The organism is Bacillus sp. S14(2024) (assembly GCF_050473785.1).
In the GTDB taxonomy this organism is placed as follows: domain Bacteria; phylum Bacillota; class Bacilli; order Bacillales; family Bacillaceae_G; genus Bacillus_A; species Bacillus_A yunxiaonensis.
This window is the reverse complement of the sequence record NZ_JBFLUP010000006.1, coordinates 3,658,127-3,674,751: the sequence shown is the minus strand read 5'-3', so window position 1 is coordinate 3,674,751 and position 16,625 is coordinate 3,658,127. Positions and strand designations below refer to the sequence as shown.

The 16,625-nt window shown below is 36.8% G+C and carries 11 protein-coding genes and 1 pseudogene; 11 read left to right on the top strand and 1 reads right to left on the bottom strand.

Annotated elements, in window-relative coordinates; all coding sequences use genetic code 11:
- The first annotated feature begins 20 nt into the window (after window positions 1-20).
- The 7 genes and pseudogenes from hemY to AB1279_RS18685 all read left to right on the top strand — a co-directional run bounded on the left by hemY (window position 21) and on the right by AB1279_RS18685 (window position 10,244).
- The gene (gene hemY / locus AB1279_RS18715) at window positions 21-1,442 is read left to right on the top strand and encodes a protoporphyrinogen oxidase (protein WP_429760308.1); all 1,422 of its coding nucleotides are present in this window, start codon (window positions 21-23) and stop codon (window positions 1,440-1,442) included.
- Between the two features lie 439 nt (window positions 1,443-1,881).
- Complete coding sequence (locus AB1279_RS18710) at window positions 1,882-3,333, top strand: RNA-guided endonuclease InsQ/TnpB family protein (RefSeq protein WP_429761475.1); 1,452 nt, start codon at window positions 1,882-1,884, stop codon at window positions 3,331-3,333.
- A 465-nt stretch (window positions 3,334-3,798) separates the two neighbouring features.
- Window positions 3,799-3,924, top strand: coding sequence for a hypothetical protein (locus tag AB1279_RS18705; RefSeq protein WP_429754456.1), 126 nt, complete (start codon window positions 3,799-3,801; stop codon window positions 3,922-3,924).
- A gap of 450 nt (window positions 3,925-4,374) precedes the next feature.
- Entirely contained in the window at window positions 4,375-4,947 is a 573-nt protein-coding gene (locus AB1279_RS18700; RefSeq protein WP_429760306.1) for a TetR/AcrR family transcriptional regulator, read from the top strand.
- 186 nt (window positions 4,948-5,133) lie between these two features.
- Complete coding sequence (locus AB1279_RS18695) at window positions 5,134-7,470, top strand: YhgE/Pip family protein (RefSeq protein ID WP_429760305.1); 2,337 nt, start codon at window positions 5,134-5,136, stop codon at window positions 7,468-7,470.
- A gap of 112 nt (window positions 7,471-7,582) precedes the next feature.
- Window positions 7,583-7,706: pseudogene (locus AB1279_RS18690) on the top strand (TetR/AcrR family transcriptional regulator); the annotation flags it as partial.
- Between the two features lie 180 nt (window positions 7,707-7,886).
- Complete coding sequence (locus tag AB1279_RS18685) at window positions 7,887-10,244, top strand: YhgE/Pip family protein (RefSeq protein ID WP_429760303.1); 2,358 nt, start codon at window positions 7,887-7,889, stop codon at window positions 10,242-10,244.
- A gap of 45 nt (window positions 10,245-10,289) precedes the next feature.
- Here the strand turns inward: AB1279_RS18685 and AB1279_RS18680 are convergent, their stop codons facing one another.
- The gene (locus AB1279_RS18680) at window positions 10,290-10,991 is read right to left on the bottom strand and encodes a hypothetical protein (protein ID WP_429760302.1); all 702 of its coding nucleotides are present in this window, start codon (window positions 10,989-10,991) and stop codon (window positions 10,290-10,292) included.
- A gap of 266 nt (window positions 10,992-11,257) precedes the next feature.
- Between AB1279_RS18680 and AB1279_RS18675 the strand changes: the two genes are divergently transcribed.
- The 4 genes from AB1279_RS18675 to AB1279_RS18660 all read left to right on the top strand — a co-directional run bounded on the left by AB1279_RS18675 (window position 11,258) and on the right by AB1279_RS18660 (window position 16,308).
- Window positions 11,258-12,241, top strand: a complete 984-nt coding sequence (locus tag AB1279_RS18675; protein WP_429760300.1) for a LacI family DNA-binding transcriptional regulator — start codon at window positions 11,258-11,260, stop codon at window positions 12,239-12,241.
- 102 nt (window positions 12,242-12,343) lie between these two features.
- The gene (locus AB1279_RS18670; RefSeq protein ID WP_429760299.1) at window positions 12,344-13,792 is read left to right on the top strand and encodes a sucrose-specific PTS transporter subunit IIBC; all 1,449 of its coding nucleotides are present in this window, start codon (window positions 12,344-12,346) and stop codon (window positions 13,790-13,792) included.
- Window positions 13,793-13,851: 59 nt separating this feature from the next.
- On the top strand, window positions 13,852-15,324 hold the full coding sequence (locus AB1279_RS18665) for a glycoside hydrolase family 32 protein (RefSeq protein ID WP_429760298.1): 1,473 nt from the start codon (window positions 13,852-13,854) through the stop codon (window positions 15,322-15,324).
- Window positions 15,325-15,339: 15 nt separating this feature from the next.
- The gene (locus tag AB1279_RS18660) at window positions 15,340-16,308 is read left to right on the top strand and encodes a carbohydrate kinase family protein (RefSeq protein ID WP_429760296.1); all 969 of its coding nucleotides are present in this window, start codon (window positions 15,340-15,342) and stop codon (window positions 16,306-16,308) included.
- Window positions 16,309-16,625 lie beyond the last annotated feature (317 nt).

Below are 16,625 nucleotides of genomic sequence, written 5' to 3'. Positions count from 1 at the left end.
CGAGGAAGGAGGAAGCGAACTTGAAAAAGAAGGTAGTGATTATAGGCGGTGGTATTTCCGGCTTAACAACAGCCTATTATTTACAAAAAGAAATTCGTGAACAAGGGCTGCCGATTGATATGATGCTGATTGAAGCATCTGGAAGGCTCGGAGGAAAAATTCAAACAGTGCAAAAAGACGGATTTACAATTGAACGTGGTCCAGATTCGTTCTTAGAGCGAAAAGAGAGTGCAGCAAGGTTAGCGCGGGAATTAAATCTTGGCGATGAACTTGTCAATAATGCAACAGGAAAATCGTTTGTCCTTGTAAATAATCGTTTGCATGGCATTCCAAGCGGTTCGATGATGGGGATTCCAACGCAAATTAAACCATTTGTATTTTCTGGATTGTTTTCTCCTATCGGCAAGGTGCGAGCAAGCTTTGATTTTGTGCTTCCTCGTTCTAAGCCAATATCAGATCAGTCACTCGGTCGCTTTTTCCGTCGTCGTTTAGGAAATGAAGTGGTTGAAAATTTAATAGAGCCGTTGTTATCAGGTATTTATGCTGGGGATATTGATCAGATGAGTTTAATGGCGACATTCCCGCAGTTCTATCAAGTAGAACAAAAATATCGCAGTATCTCACTTGGTATGCGTACATTAGCACCGAAAGCGCCAAAGAATGCAAAAGCAAAAGGAATCTTTTTAACGTTAAAAACAGGATTGCAATCCATTGTAGATGCAATTGAAGAACGATTAGAAGATGATACGGTCATGAAAGGAACGCGCGTTGAAAAAATTACAAAAATTGATGATCGTTATAGCATTATGCTTAGCAACGGTAAAGAAATAGAAGCAGATGCTGTTGTTATGGCTGCATCTCATAAATTGCTGCCAACGATGTTTGCTCAATATAAACAGTTCCGCTTTTTCCGTAACGTTCCATCTACGTCAGTTGCGAATGTAGCGTTAGCGTTCCCGGAAGAAGCAATTCAGCGTGATATTGAAGGAACAGGATTTGTTGTCTCTCGTAATAGTGATTTTACAATTACAGCATGTACATGGACTCATAAAAAATGGCCGCATACAACGCCGGAAGGAAAGGTATTGTTACGTTGTTACGTTGGGCGCCCTGGTGATGAAGCGATTGTGGATCAAACAGATGAAGAAATCATTCGCGTCGTGCTAGAAGATTTACAAAAGACAATGGATATAACAGCTGAGCCAGAGTTTGCTGTTGTCAGCCGCTGGAAAGATGCGATGCCTCAATATACGGTTGGTCATAAAGAGCGCATGGAAAATATAAAACAGTTCATGAACGAAGAATTACCTGGTATTTATTTAGCAGGCTGCTCTTATGCTGGCACTGGATTACCAGATTGTATGGATCAAGGCGAAGCAGCGGTAAAATATGTATTATCTCATTTAGAACAAACGAAACAAAAAGAGTTAATAGCACAATAGTAGGAGGAGTTGACCTAAAAGGCACGTAGGTGCCTTTTAGGATCAGCTCCTTTTTTATGTGTCCGCCGATATATCGGTGCTTTGATAGAATATAAAGTGAAACTTCCTTTTGGGAACGTTTTTTCCAAAAGGTGAGTTGAACCAATTGGGCGCATGCCAGCAGATTCCCCACCTATCTTCTTCGCTTTTCTCTGCATCTTGAGATCGGGGTCTTACTTCCCGCGAATAGCGGGATAACAGGAGCATCCCTATGAGAAGGGCTGCTTTTTTATCGAAAAATTGTCAAGAAAACTCCATCTTCAAAACGTGTAGGGCATAGCCTAGTTTAAGGTGGAGATGAATTGCCATCGCATTTGTAAAAACATTTTCGTAGCACGACGAATGTATGTTCTTCCCGGCTGTTTTGTAGTATTATGAAGGAAAGAAGGAGGTGAACATGATGACAAAAGAAAAAGAATATGCAACCTATCAAATTTGGATCAAGAAAGGTCATAAATTGCACATCTACTTCATGGAAATGTGTCAAAATGCAAAAAATCTCTACAATACAACAAACTTCTATATTCGCCAAGTGTATACGGCCTTACGTACGGATCAACCATTACAGTCACTTCAACAAGAAGTTCTCCATACATTACAAGCACATATTGACATCATGAATGAAAATCAACTTCATGCGTATCAAAAACGCGTACAAAAACAGAAAGAAAAACCTGTGAAAGAACAAAAAGGCATGAAATATAACTTGTTTACATTTCCGACAAAAGAAAAATCATTCCTATCCTATAACTTTCTAGATTGTTTGTTTAAAACAATGAAACAACAAGATTATATGAACTTGCCAGCGCAAACGAATCAAGCAGTTATGAAGAAGCTATATCAAAACTGGAAATCATTTTTCGCTTCCATCAAGGCATACCAAAAACATCCTTCCACTTTTACTGGCAGACCTCGCATCCCAAAGTATATCAAATCTTCTATGACAGAAGTTGTATTCACCAATCAAGTGTGTAAACTCCAAGAGAAATACATTCGTTTTCCAAAAACAAGCATGAAATTAAATATTGGTAAATTGTTTGGGCATATCGAAAATCTGAAAGAGGTACGCGTTTCTCCTGCTTACGGGAAGTTTAAAGTAGAAATTGTAACAGAAAAATCTGAGCCAGCACCTGAGCATGTCGACAACAACCGTTATATGAGTATTGACTTAGGAATCAATAACGTTGCAACTATCACAACGAATACAGGGGCCATTCCTGTGTTGGTTAAGGGCAATATCATCAAAAGCATCAATCAATATTACAACAAACAAAAGGCTCATTTACTGGGGATTCTTCGTCATGGAAAAGAACCAAAAGAAGGACCACACACATCAAAACGTTTAGAGGGGCTTCATGAGAAACGGTTTCTCAAAATAAAAGATTTCTTTCATAAAATCAGTTACCACATTGTTCAAATGGCGATTCAACAGGAGATTTCTTTGATTGTGATTGGGAAAAATACATCATGGAAACAAAACAGTAATATGGGAAAACGACAGAATCAATCCTTCTGCCATATCCCACATAATCTACTCATTGAAATGATCAAGTACAAGGCAAATCGGCAGGGAATTGCGGTACAAGTTGTGGAAGAATCGTATACAAGTAAAGCATCCTTTTTAGACAATGATGATATCCCAGCCTTTGGTGAAGAAGACATTCCTGTATTTAGTGGTAAACGAATCACGCGTGGCTTGTATCGAACGAAAGAAAACAAATTATTAAACGCAGATGTGAATGGTTCCTATAACATCTTAAAAAAAGCAGTTCCAAGGGCGTTTGCCGATGGAATAGAGGGGTTGTGCCATCAGGCAGCCGTGTCAACTCCACTCGTGTTAAGCATCTCTTGAAGGTGATACACGAGAAACCCCCACTTCAAGATCCGAAGGAGATAAGTGACGGGAGTTTTCATATAATAGTATTCTCTTTCATATTCAATTGGTTGTTGTGTAGGTTTGTCATTCATCGTAATAGAAGGTAATAAGCTAAAATCTACGGCAAATCCTTTTTTCTCCATGATATAGTCATAAACGAAAGCGAATATAGTGAAAAAGGCAAATATCATAATCAAAATCATACTGAATTACTCCTTTGCATTCTTTTTACAATTAGTATAAGAAAATCATTTGTTAAAAGAATCCGTAGAAAGTAGTGAACCCTATTCATCAAATAGTCATAGAGAGGGAGAAGTAGTTTCCTACTAAAGTAGGAGGTTCATTTTTTTTGTAATTTTGTACAAGTATGATGTTCTTTATAAAGAACTTTGCTATAATAGAACATGCTAGAGTATAGGGAAAATATCTAGGGGGAGGATTTTGTTGAAACAGCTGGCAATCATCTTTTTTTCACTCGTGTTCATTGTACTAGTATCGGATATTATAGCGAGGGCTGAGCAGGAACAAGTGTTAATTGTTGATGAAGTAATTCAATTGTTTCAGTAGTAAGGGAAGAAACAAGCAGTTGTAGAGGGCTATATTGTTGGATATACGCAAAATCCAGGTAAATATATGAAAGATCCAGCGCAAATGTCATGGAAAAGGGCGGACGCATGAGCGATCATGATGCGCAAATTGAGTTGAAGAAAGCTTTATAAGAAAGAAAATAAAGTGAAATTTCTATCAGTAGGGTTTTACTGCCCAAAAGTAGCGTGATAAAACGCACTCGTCTGTAGTACAGGCGAGTGTTTATTTTTGTTATCTTTCTGATACAATGTGAGATAAAGATATTGAATTTAATTTTTTAGTGATAAAGTAAAACTTCCATCAGTGGGGGTCTTACTGCCTGCGAATAGCGGGATAAAAAGAAAACTTGTAAACATTGGGAAAATGTGATACGATCATAATCGTACTAAATGACCGAAAGATTCAATTAGTCATTACGGAGGTGAAAACATGGCAGTTGATCGAAAACGAGCAATTATTGAAGCTGCAACAAAATCTTTTTCCGCTTTTGGCTATAAAGCAACAACAATGGATCAAGTTGCAAAGTTGGCAAATGTTGGAAAGGGAACAATTTATACGTTTTTTAAAAATAAAGAAGAGCTGTTTCGTGAAATCATTTCAAATTTAATTACCGAAATGAAGCAAGTCGCAGAAACGGCAATTGATTCAAATATATCATTTTTTGAAAACGTACATCGTGCCTTATATAGCATTTTAGAATTCCGTAAAGAACATCAACTCATGATTAAGCTCATTCAAGAAGAACGGGATATGGGAACAAAAGAAGTGCAAGATGTTATGCGACAATTAGATTCTGCAATTATTACATTTATTAAATCTCGTCTTGAAGTTGCAATTGCAAAAGGTGAAATTATGGCATGTGATCCAGAAATTACCGCATTCATCATGCTTCGTCTGTATGTGTCTCTTATTTCTGACTGGGAAAAGTATCACGAACCACTAGAAAAAGAGCATATCGCTGAACTTTTTGAATTATATTTATTAAAGGGATTGTCAAAATAAGATAATCCTCTTATTATTATAAAATGTGACTGATTGAATACTTTGGTCATAAGTTGGATTAGGGGGAGTCAACAAGATAGAAATCTGGGTAGTATACGAGATTGTCAGCAGATAGTCTTATTATTTTTAAAGAAAATGACCAATTGAACAAAATGGTCAATTATTTGTTTAAGGGAGAGTGAAACAATGCGAGGATTTAAACTGCTTGGAAAAGAGTTTGCGACGATTATTAAAAGCAAAAAAATCTTAATTCCAATTATTGCAGTATTATTTATTCCAGTATTGTACGCTGGTATGTTCTTATGGGCGTTTTGGGATCCATATGGCCAATTGAAAGATTTACCAGTTGCGGTTGTAAACCTTGATGAAGGTGCAGTATATAATGGAAAGCCGATTGAAGCTGGTAAGGAGCTTGTTGATAATTTGAAAGAAAATAAAAGCTTCAAATGGGAGTTTGTCAGCGAGAAAAAAGCAAAAGAGGGGATGGACGATCGTAAATATTATATGACGATCCGCATTCCAAAAGACTTTTCTAAAAATACAACAACACTGTTGGATGCAAATCCTAAAAAATCAAAACTAGAGTACATTCCAAATGAAAGCTTAAACTTCTTATCCTCACAAATTGGTGGATCAGCCATTGAAAAAATCAAAGGTGAAGTAGCAAATTCAGTAACGAAAACATATGCTGAGACAATGTTTGATTCATTAAAAGATGTTTCTAAAGGTTTCGCTGATGCAAGTGAAGGAGCAGGTAAGCTTCATGACGGTACAAATCAATTAAAAGACGGCTCACAACAAATTACAGATGGTTTAGGTGAGTTATCTAAAAAAGCGAACGATGGCTTGAACCAATTATCAACAGGTTCTAATCAAATCACAAATGGCTTAGGTGAGTTAAATAGTAAAGTAAGTGATATGCCGAGTGGAGTGAATCAGTTACTAGGCGGCTCACAACAAATCACAAAGGGTTTAGGTGAATTAAATAGTAAAGTAAGTGGTATGCCAGAGAAAGCGAATCAGTTATTAGACGGTTCGCAAAAAATTACGAATGGATTAAATCAGTTCAATGATCCACAAGGTAAATATCAATCTGGATTAAAAGCAGCCCAAAAAGGTGCACAAGATATAAGCTCAGGAGCTTCTAGACTTTCACAAGGAGTATCGGAGTGGAAGAAACAAGCAGATAAGCTAAGTACTGGTGCAAATACAACAGCAGGTGGGGCAAAAGCAGTTGCTGATGGTTTAGCGGCGCTAAATGGAAAATTGAAAGACTTACCTGAAGAAGATAAGCAACAACTACAACAATTAATTGCAATGAGTCAAAAAGTAGCTGCAGGTACATCAGAAGTTGCACAAGGTGCACAAGGACTTGCTGGAGAAAAAGGGGCTGGACAAATTGAAGCCGGAGCAACACAACTCGCAAGTGGAGCTGGCCAGCTAAATGATGGAATAAATCAGCTGTCAAAAGAATCAATAGCTGGCTTAAATCAATTGGCAGATGGCTCAGGAAAAGTAACAGCGGGGGTAAATGAATTAGCAAGTCAATCAGGCCCACTAGCAAGCGGAGTAAGTGCGCTACTTGATGGTTCAGGGAAAGTAACAAGCGGTTTAAATACCTTGGCAGATAGTGCGGGTCCACTAGCAAGCGGAGTTAGTGCTTTACTTGATGGTTCACAAAAAATCTCAGGTGGTTTAGGTCAATTCGTAGATCCAAAAGGAGATTTCCAAAGTGGTTTAACTCGTTTGCAAGACGGTTCTGGTCAAGTAACGAGTGGATTAGGTGAAGCGAACGACGGTTCAAAAGAACTTGCAACAAAACTTGGCGAAGGTGCTGAGAAAACAAGTGAAACAAAAGGTACGAATAAGACATACGATATGTTTTCTAGTCCAGTAAAAGTGAAAACTGAGAAAACGGCAGAAGTTCCAAACTACGGAACAGGCTTTACACCGTATTTCTTATCCCTTGGTTTATTCGTTGGGGCACTGTTATTGTCTATCGTGTTCCCATTACGCGAAACAGTAGGGATGCCGAAATCTGGATTTAGCTGGTTTATTAGTAAGTTTGGTGTGCTTTTAGCTGTTGGTGTGATTCAAGCACTTGTTGCGGATGCAGTATTACTGCTTGGGTTAGGTGTTGAAGTACAAAGTGTTCCATACTTCGTATTGTTTAGTATCATTACAAGCTTAACATTTATTGCGTTAGTTCAATTTTTAGTAACAGCTCTCAGCGATGCAGGACGTTTTGTTGCGATCTTGACATTGATTTTACAGTTAACAACAAGTGCTGGTACATTCCCGCTTGAGTTAATTCCAAAACCATTGCAAGTGTTTAACGCATGGTTCCCAATGACATACTCTGTATCAGGATTTAAAGCGGTTATTTCAAGTGGAGATTACAGCTTTATGTGGCACAATGCAGGTATTTTAATGACCTTCATCGTTCTATTATCACTTGGAACAATTGGAACATTAACTTGGATGCATAAGCGTCAATTCGGAAAATTTGCGGAAGCAGAATAAACGAAAAAGAAGCCTAAAGGTTATATTTTAATGAACCTTTAGGATTTTTTATATTGTAGAGACAGCCTCTTCGGGTTTTAAGTGGATTGGTGGTAAGAAATATCCTTTCATTTTTATCATGCTTCGTCTGTATGTATCTCTTATTTTTGACTGGGAAAAGTATCACGGAGCGTTAGAAATAAGAGGATATTGCTGAACTTTTTGAATTATATTTATTAAAGGGATTGTCAAAATAAGATAATCCTTTTATTATAAAATATGACTAAATGAGCGATTTGGTCAAAAGTTTGAAGAGGGGAGTCAACAAGAGAGAATACTGGATAGACGAGATTGTCAGTAGATAGTCTTATTATTTTTTTTAAAAATGACCGAATGAATAAAAAGGTCAATGATTTATTTGTGAGGAGAGTGAGACAATGCGAGGATTTAAACTGCTTGGAAAAGAGTTTGCTGCGATTATTAAAAGCAAAAAAATCTTAATTCCAATTATTGCAGTATTATTTATTCCGTTATTGTACGCTGCTACATTCTTATGGGCGTTCTGGGATCCATATGGTCAATTAGAAGATTTACCAGTTGCAGTTGTAAACCTTGATAAAGGTGCAGTACATGATGGAAAAGAATTTAAAGTAGGTAATGAACTTGTTGATAATCTAAAAGAAAATAAAAATTTTAAATGGGATTTTGTAAGTGAAAAAGAAGCTAAAAAGGGAATGGATAATCGTAAATATTACATGACGATTCGTATTCCAAAAGATTTCTCTGAAAATGCAACAACGCTTCAAGAAGCAAATCCACAACAATTAAAATTAGAGTACATCCCAAATGAAGGGATAAACTATTTATTTTCAAAAATTGGTGAAACAGCAGTTGAAAAAATTAAAGGTGAAGTGTCAAGTACGTTAACAAAAACGTATGCTGAGACAATGTTTGATTCATTAAAAGATGTTTCTAAAGGTTTCGCCGATGCAAGTGAGGGAGCAGGTAAGCTTCATGATGGTACGAATCAATTAAAAGACGGCTCACAGCAAATCACAGATGGCTTAGGTGAGTTGAATAGTAAAGTAAGTGATATGCCAAGTGGAGTGAATCAGTTATTGAGTGGCTCGCAGCAAATCACAGGTGGTTTGAGTCAATTTATAGACCCAAAGGGAGAATTACAAACGAATTTAGGCAAGTTATTAAGTGGTTCGCAACAAATCACAGGTGGTTTAAATGAATTAATTAATCCAAAAGGGGAATTACAATCAAATTTAGGTCAGTTATTGGGTGGTTCGCAACAAATCACAAATGGATTAAATCAGTTCAATGATCCTCAAGGTAAATATCAATCTGGATTAAAAGCAGCCCAAAAAGGTGCACAAGATATAAGCTCAGGAGCTTCTGGACTTTCACAAGGAGTATCCAAATGGAAGAAACAAGCAGATACATTGAGTGATGCTGCACAACAAACAGCGGGAGGAGCTCAACAAGTTGCAAAGAGCTTAGCGGATTTAAATGAACAAATTAAAAATTTGCCAGAAGAATATAGAAAGCAATTACAACCTGCTGTTCAAGGAATAATGGAAGGTAGTCAACAAGTTTCTAAAGGTACAGCAGGAGTTGCACAAGGCGTCCAAGGGCTAGCTGGAGAAAAAGGTGCTGGACAAATTGAAGCCGGAGCAACACAACTTGCAAGTGGAGCTGGCCAGCTAAATGATGGAATAAATCAGCTGTCAACAGAATCAATAGCTGGTTTAAATCAATTGGCAACTGGATCAGGGCAAGTGACAGGAGGACTAGGACAGCTAGTAGATTCAAAAGGGAAATTTCAAACTGGCTTAAGTCAATTAGCAACTGGCTCAGGACAGATTACAGGAGGGCTAGGCCAGTTAGTAGATTCAAAAGGGAAATTCCAAACTGGCTTAAATCAATTAGCAACTGGCTCAGGACAATTAACAGGTGGGTTAAATACTTTAGCAAGCAGCTCCGGTCAATTAACAAGCGGAGTAAGTGCTTTACTTGATGGTTCTGCTAAAGTAACGAATGGATTAGGCGATGCAAATGACGGTTCAAAAGAACTCGCAACAAAACTTGGCGAGGGTGCTGAGAAAACAAGTGAAGTAAAAGGTAATAAGAAGGAATACGAAATGTTCGCTAACCCAGTGAAAGTGAAAACTGAGAAATTAACAGAAGTGCCGAATTACGGAACAGGTTTTACGCCATACTTCTTATCTCTTGGGTTATTAGTTGGGGCACTTATATTAACTATCGTGTTCCCGCTACGTGAAACAGTTGGTATACCGAAATCAGGACTTAGCTGGTTTATTAGTAAGTTTGGTGTATTATTCATAGTTGCTGTTATTCAAGCAGTTATTGTGGATGCAGTATTGTTATTAGGGTTAGGTGTGAAAGTACAAAGTGTGCCGTATTTTATAGTGTTTAGTATTATTACAAGTTTATCATTTTTTGCGTTAGTTCAGTTCTTTGTAACAGCTTTCAACGATGTAGGACGTTTTATTATGATCCTGCTGTTAATTTTACAGTTAACAACAAGTGCTGGTACATTCCCGCTTGAGTTAATTCCAAAACCATTACAAGTGTTTTATGGATGGTTACCAATGACATATTCCATAGCAGGATATAGAGCAGTTATTTCAAGTGGAGATTTTGGCTTTATGTGGCACAATGCAGGCGCTTTAATGATCTTTATTGTTCTTTTCTCACTTGGAACAATTGGAGCACTAACTTGGATGCATAAGCGTCAGTTCGGAAAATTTGCGGAAGCAGAATAATTGATACATCCTAAAGGCATTAGCCTTTAGGATTTTTTTATTTTATTATGCTACTTTTTTCTTTTTCCGAAAACGATGTACACCATAACTAACAAGGATAAGCGTAAAAATGCCCCAAGCAAATGGTGCATATTTTTCGAAGAGTGTTTTCATTTTCATATTCTTTGTGATTTCTTCTTTTGTTTTACCTATTAAAATTTCAGAACCATTATAGCCTTCAAGGTTGTTTCCTTTTTTTACTCCAAAAATTAGAGCTTCCGTGTTATTTTCAATTCCGTGATAACGGTATCCTTTACTATGTATTGTTAATTGTGTATCGTCTTTTTTTAAGGTGTAGTCCTCAGTTGTAGTAATGTCTTTTGAAGAAAGTGGAATAGGCTCGATTGCCAATCGAATTTCTTTTTCGTTTAAAGCAGGAAGTGATTCACCATTTACAGAAAGGTGCGCTGGAATATGTTTTTCGGTATCCATGCTTTTCCAACTTAATTTTTTTCTTCTATAAGACTTTTTTTCAAGTAAAGCAAATTCTTTATTTACTTTTGTTTCATCTGTAACTGGCCGTTCAGTCGTTATGTTTCCTTTTAATAGAATCACACCATCTTTTGCTGTTTGAAAAGAGGTTACTTCTTTTGTTTCTCTTAGCTTGTTTACAGCATCGTTATAATGTTCCTTACCAAACAGTGAAGAAATTGTTTGTACAGTTAAGAATATGTATAAGATTGCTAGTGCGATGATGCTCTTTTTCACGATTGTTCCCCCTGAAAATAATTTGAATGTTTCCTATATCTATTATTTTACAGAAAAGCATATATTGGGAACAATTCCGTATTATGACAGTATCCTTACAAAATTGTAAGGTTGAGTTTTCGATGTGTGGGAATGCGAATTATATATAAATATATAGGTGCTTTGTCAGTAGAAAGGTATATATAACTTTTATTTTTCAACGTAGGAGACTAGAATAAAAACAGATGATATGATTAACAATCGTATATGAAGATGGAGATGAAACAATGAAAAAAACAATTTCTGATATCGCTCAAATAGCAGGGGTTGCAAAGAGTACAGTTTCCCGTTATTTGAATGGCGGTTCTGTTAGTGATGCGACAAAAGAGAAAATCAAGCGTGCGATTCAAGAAACAGGATATATTCCTAACACGTTTGCTCAAAGTTTAAAGGCAAAGAAAACAAATATTATTGGTACAATCGTACCACGTTTGGATTCCTATGCTTCATCGCTAACATTAATTGGTATCGATGAGCAGTTAAAAGAACTAAATTATCAAATGTTAATATCCAACTCTAATCAAGATTTAGAACGGGAAATCGAAAACATTTATACATTGGCAAATCAAAAGGTTGCAGGGATTATTTTACTGGCTACTCAAATTACCGATCAGCATATAGAAGCTTTTCGTAAAATTGATATACCAGTTCTGCTTGTTGGGCAGCAGCATAAAGAAGTGTACAGTTTCATTCATGATGATTACGGAGCGGCTTATGATATAGGGCAATATATCCTCGCAAAGGGGCATAAAAGAATCGGGTATTTAGGTGTAGGAGAACATGATATTGCGGTTGGCGTAAAACGAAAACAGGGGTTCAAAGAAGCTGTAGCTACAAAATCGGATTGTGAAGTGAAGTATTATGAAACAAGTTTTAATATCGCAGACGCGATTGGAACCGCATCTGAAATTATTGAAGAGTTTCAACCCTCTATTTTAGCTTGTGCAACAGATAATATCGCACTTGGTGCATTAAAAGCCGCATATATGAGAGGTTTACGAGTTCCTGAAGATTTGTCCATTACTGGATTTGGTGGATATCAAGTAACAGAGGTGATTCATCCCGCTTTAACAACTGTGAAATTTTACTACAAAGAAGTTGGACAAATGGCAGCTGGAAATATTGTGAAACTCATAAATGAAGAAGAAATAGAGAAAATTTCGATATCCCAATATGAAATAATTGAAAGAGAAAGCGTTGACAATATATAAAAGCAATCATATAATTTTATTGAAACCGGTTCCAAGGACTGGTTTTTCATAAACTCAAATTTGGAACCGGTTCCAAAGGGTGTATAATAAAGGGGGAGCGTTATGAACTACAATCAAATTGCAAAAGAAATTTTGGAGGCAATTGGCGGTAAAGAGAATGTTTCGGCAGCAGCACACTGTTCAACTCGCTTACGTTTAGTTTTACATGATGAAGGAAAAGTTGATCAAAAGAAACTTGATAGCATGGATACGGTGAAGGGAACTTTTTCTACGGGTGGACAGTTTCAAGTGATTATAGGTTCAGGAACTGTAAACGAAGTGTATAAAGAGCTTGCAAAATTGACAGATCTTTCCGAGATGTCTACAAAAGATGTGAAAGCCGCTGGAACAAAAAAATTGAATCCGCTTCAACGATTTGTGAAAATGCTTTCAGATATTTTCGTTCCTATTATTCCCGCTATCGTAGCTGGCGGATTATTAATGGGGATTAATAATCTATTAACGGCAAAAGATTTATTTATTACAGGGAAATCATTAGTAGAAGCAAATCCTCAAATAACAGATTTAGCAGCACTTATTAATACATTTGCAAATGCAGCATTCGTATTCTTACCAATTTTAATTGGGTTTTCAGCAACACAACGATTTGGAGGGAATCCTTATCTTGGAGCAGCTCTTGGTATGTTAATGGTCCATCCTGATTTATTGAATGGATATGGGTATGGGGCAGCTTTGGTGGCTAATAAAGTACCCGCTTGGCACATATTCGGTATAACTATTGAAAAAGTGGGATATCAAGGTACAGTATTACCAGTTCTTGTGTCATCATATATTCTAGCAAAAATAGAAACATATTTACGAAGAGTAATTCCAACAGCACTTGATAATCTTCTTACACCTTTATTAACGATTTTTATTACAGGTTTATTAACTTTTACAGCAGTAGGACCAATTACACGTTATGCGGGAAATCTGTTAACAGATGGAATCGTTTGGTTATACGATACAACTGGATTTATTGGTGGCGGGATCTTTGGGTTCCTCTATGCACCAATTGTGATTACAGGTATGCATCATAGTTTTATTGCAGTCGAAACGCAATTATTAGCTGACGTTGCAAAAACAGGCGGTTCATTCATATTTGCAATTGCAACGATGTCTAACGTTGCCCAAGGCGCAGCAACGCTTGCAGTTTTTCTTATTACACGAGATAAGAAAGTGAAAGGCATTGCGTCAGCAGCTGGAATTTCAGCACTTCTAGGTATTACAGAGCCAGCAATGTTTGGTGTTAATTTAAAACTAAGATATCCGTTTATAGGAGCTATTATTGGTTCGGGAGTCGCATCTGCTTTTATAACTTTTTACAAGGTAAAAGCAATTTCATTAGGAGCTGCTGGTTTACCTGGTATTATTTCGATTAGACCAGACTGCATTATTCCTTATGTAACTGGAATGGTAATTTCCTTTATTATTGCTTTTGCATTAACGCTTATTTTAGCCAAAAGAACAGAAAAGAAGGAGAGCAACTCTTCTCAAAAAGAGGTAGCTTAATTTTCGGTAAGAGGAGGATGGTTTCATTCTCCTCTATTTATTAAGGGAGTTTGATAGAAATGGTATGGACAAGGGAACAGCGCTATCGCCGGATTGAGGAGGTAAGCTCAGAAGAAATTCAGAAATTACAAACAAGAGTAAATAATTGTTCTTGGCGGCAAACGTTTCATATACAGCCGGAAACGGGTTTACTAAATGATCCGAATGGATTTTCTTATTATAATGGTGAATACCATTTGTTTTATCAATGGTTTCCGCTTGGCCCTGTGCATGGTTTAAAGTATTGGTATCATACGAAATCAAAAGATCTTGTTCATTGGGAAAATGCTGGTATAGGGATTGAACCGAGAAATGATTATGACAGCCATGGCGCTTATTCTGGAAGTGCAATTGAGCATGAAGGGAAGTTGTACTTATTTTACACCGGTAATACTCGTGATGAAAAATGGGTAAGAAAACCTTATCAATGTATTGCTATTATGGATGAAACGGGAAAAATCAACAAGTTAGAGCATTCTGTCATTCAAGAGGTTCCGAATGGATATACAGACCATTTTCGTGATCCGAAGGTTTGGAAAAAGGGCAAAATGTTTTATGCAGTCATTGGAGCACAACGAGAAGATGAAACAGGATGTGTAGTATTATACCGATCGCCTGATTTATTGCAGTGGAGCTATGAAGGAGAATTGCAAATAAATTTGAATCATTTCGGTTATATGTGGGAATGCCCAGATTATTTCGAGCTACATGATAGAGGAGTTCTTCTTTTTTCCCCGCAAGGTCTAAAACCTAAAGGAGATCACTATCATAATATTTATCAATCTGGCTATATTCTTGGAGACAAGCTGGATGTGAAACAATTATCTATGTCACATGGTTCCTTCCAGGAGCTGGACAGAGGATTTGATTTTTATGCCCCTCAAACAATGCTAGATACAGAGGGGCGGCGTATTTTAGTTGGATGGATGGGATTGCCAGAAATAAATTATCCAACTGATAAAAATGGTTGGGCGCATTGTTTGACATTACCAAGAGAATTACTTGTTCGAGGAGACAAGCTTATTCAACGCCCGGTAAAAGAACTTCAAGCACTTCGTAAACAGCAATATAAAATAAAAGATATGATCTGCAATGAACAGAAAATGTATGAGGGATTTACAGGAACAGCATATGAAATGATTTGTGAGTTTACAAATGAGAATGCAACTGAATATGGAATTGCATTTCGAGTGAGTGAAAATGAGAGAACAGTAGTTAAGTATCATGCTCTAGAGAGAAAAGTAATACTAGATCGCACACATTCAGGAGAAGCTGTGGGAGAATCTTATGGAACAAAGAGGAAATGTTCAGTAGATGCACAAACGATTAAATTTCATTTATTTGTGGATACATCTTCTGTTGAGATTTTTATAAATGATGGAGAAGAGGTATTTACCGGTCGGATATTTCCAAGAACCGACAGCAAAGAAATTCATTTTTTTGCAAAAGAAGGCAGTGTATTATTACAAGCAACCAAATGGGATTATGAATAAGAAGAGGTGGAATGTATGAAGAACTTATATGCAATCGGGGAAGTTTTAATTGACTTCATTCCTATTCAAAAAGGAAAAGCGCTAAAAGATGTAGTTGAATTTCAACGTGTTCCTGGAGGAGCACCTGCGAATGTAGCAGCCGCAGTTGCAAAGTATGGAGGAAACTCATATATGCTTACAAAGTTAGGTACAGATGCATTTGGTGATTTCCTTTTAGAACAATTACAAGAAGTAGGTGTAAATACAGACAAGGTTACAAGAACGAACGAAGCTAATACAGGCCTTGCTTTCGTCTCATTACGCGAAGATGGAGAACGTGATTTTTCCTTTTATCGCAATCCTTCTGCAGATTTGTTGTTTCATGAAAATGAAATAGAGGAAAGTTGGTTTGAAAAAGGTGATATTCTTCATTTTTGTTCCGTCGATTTAGTAGAAAGTCCGATGAAATATGCGCATGTGAAGGCAATTCGCTCTGTGAAAGAAAACAGGGGGATTATCAGCTTCGACCCTAACGTACGTCTCCCGCTTTGGAAACATGCTGAAGATTGTCGAAAAACGATTTTGGAATTTATTCCGCTTGCACATATTGTTAAAATTTCAGATGAAGAGCTGACGTTTATTACTGGTATTTCTGATGAAAAAGAGGCGATTGAGTCTTTGTTTGTAGGAGATGTAAAAGTTGTTATTTATACAAAAGGAGCACAAGGTGCGGAATTATATATGAAGGATAAATGGTATCAATCTAATGGATATCGTGTTGTAGTGCAGGATACAACAGGTGCAGGAGACGCATTTATTGGCGGTTTCTTATATAAATTGTTAGAGAAAAACGTAGGGCAACAAAATATAGAAGAGGTGCTTCATATGCATTGGCAGGAGATATTAACATTTGCAAACGCAAGTGGGGCTCTTACTACAACTGGAAAAGGAGCAATATCTTCTATTCCCGTAAAAGAAGATATTTATAAGTTACTTCAAGATTGACATGTAACTAAATAAAAAGGGAATTCGACCTAAATAAGTAAATCTATTTCATACACAAAGAACAAAAAGAAGATAACCAACTATATATGATAGATGGTTATCTTCTTTTTCTTTTTTACGAGAACGATATATGCCATAATTAACATTACCCACGTAAATGGTCCATACTTTTTGTAATTTCTTCCTTTGTTGTTCCAACTATAATTCCAGAACTCGAATGTGTTTCCTATTCTAACGCCAAAAATGATCTTCCGTGTTATTTTCGATTCCATAAAAGCTTAATTGGGCGGGCTTTCTGTCAGTGGAAGATGAAGAAA

Coding starts and splice junctions, on each gene's coding strand:
- AB1279_RS18710 (WP_429761475.1), top strand. CDS start 1,882: ATGACAAAAGAAAAAGAATATGCAACCTATCAAATTTGGATCAAGAAA.
- AB1279_RS18700 (WP_429760306.1), top strand. CDS start 4,375: ATGGCAGTTGATCGAAAACGAGCAATTATTGAAGCTGCAACAAAATCT.
- AB1279_RS18695 (WP_429760305.1), top strand. CDS start 5,134: ATGCGAGGATTTAAACTGCTTGGAAAAGAGTTTGCGACGATTATTAAA.
- AB1279_RS18685 (WP_429760303.1), top strand. CDS start 7,887: ATGCGAGGATTTAAACTGCTTGGAAAAGAGTTTGCTGCGATTATTAAA.
- AB1279_RS18675 (WP_429760300.1), top strand. CDS start 11,258: ATGAAAAAAACAATTTCTGATATCGCTCAAATAGCAGGGGTTGCAAAG.
- AB1279_RS18670 (WP_429760299.1), top strand. CDS start 12,344: ATGAACTACAATCAAATTGCAAAAGAAATTTTGGAGGCAATTGGCGGT.
- AB1279_RS18665 (WP_429760298.1), top strand. CDS start 13,852: ATGGTATGGACAAGGGAACAGCGCTATCGCCGGATTGAGGAGGTAAGC.
- AB1279_RS18660 (WP_429760296.1), top strand. CDS start 15,340: ATGAAGAACTTATATGCAATCGGGGAAGTTTTAATTGACTTCATTCCT.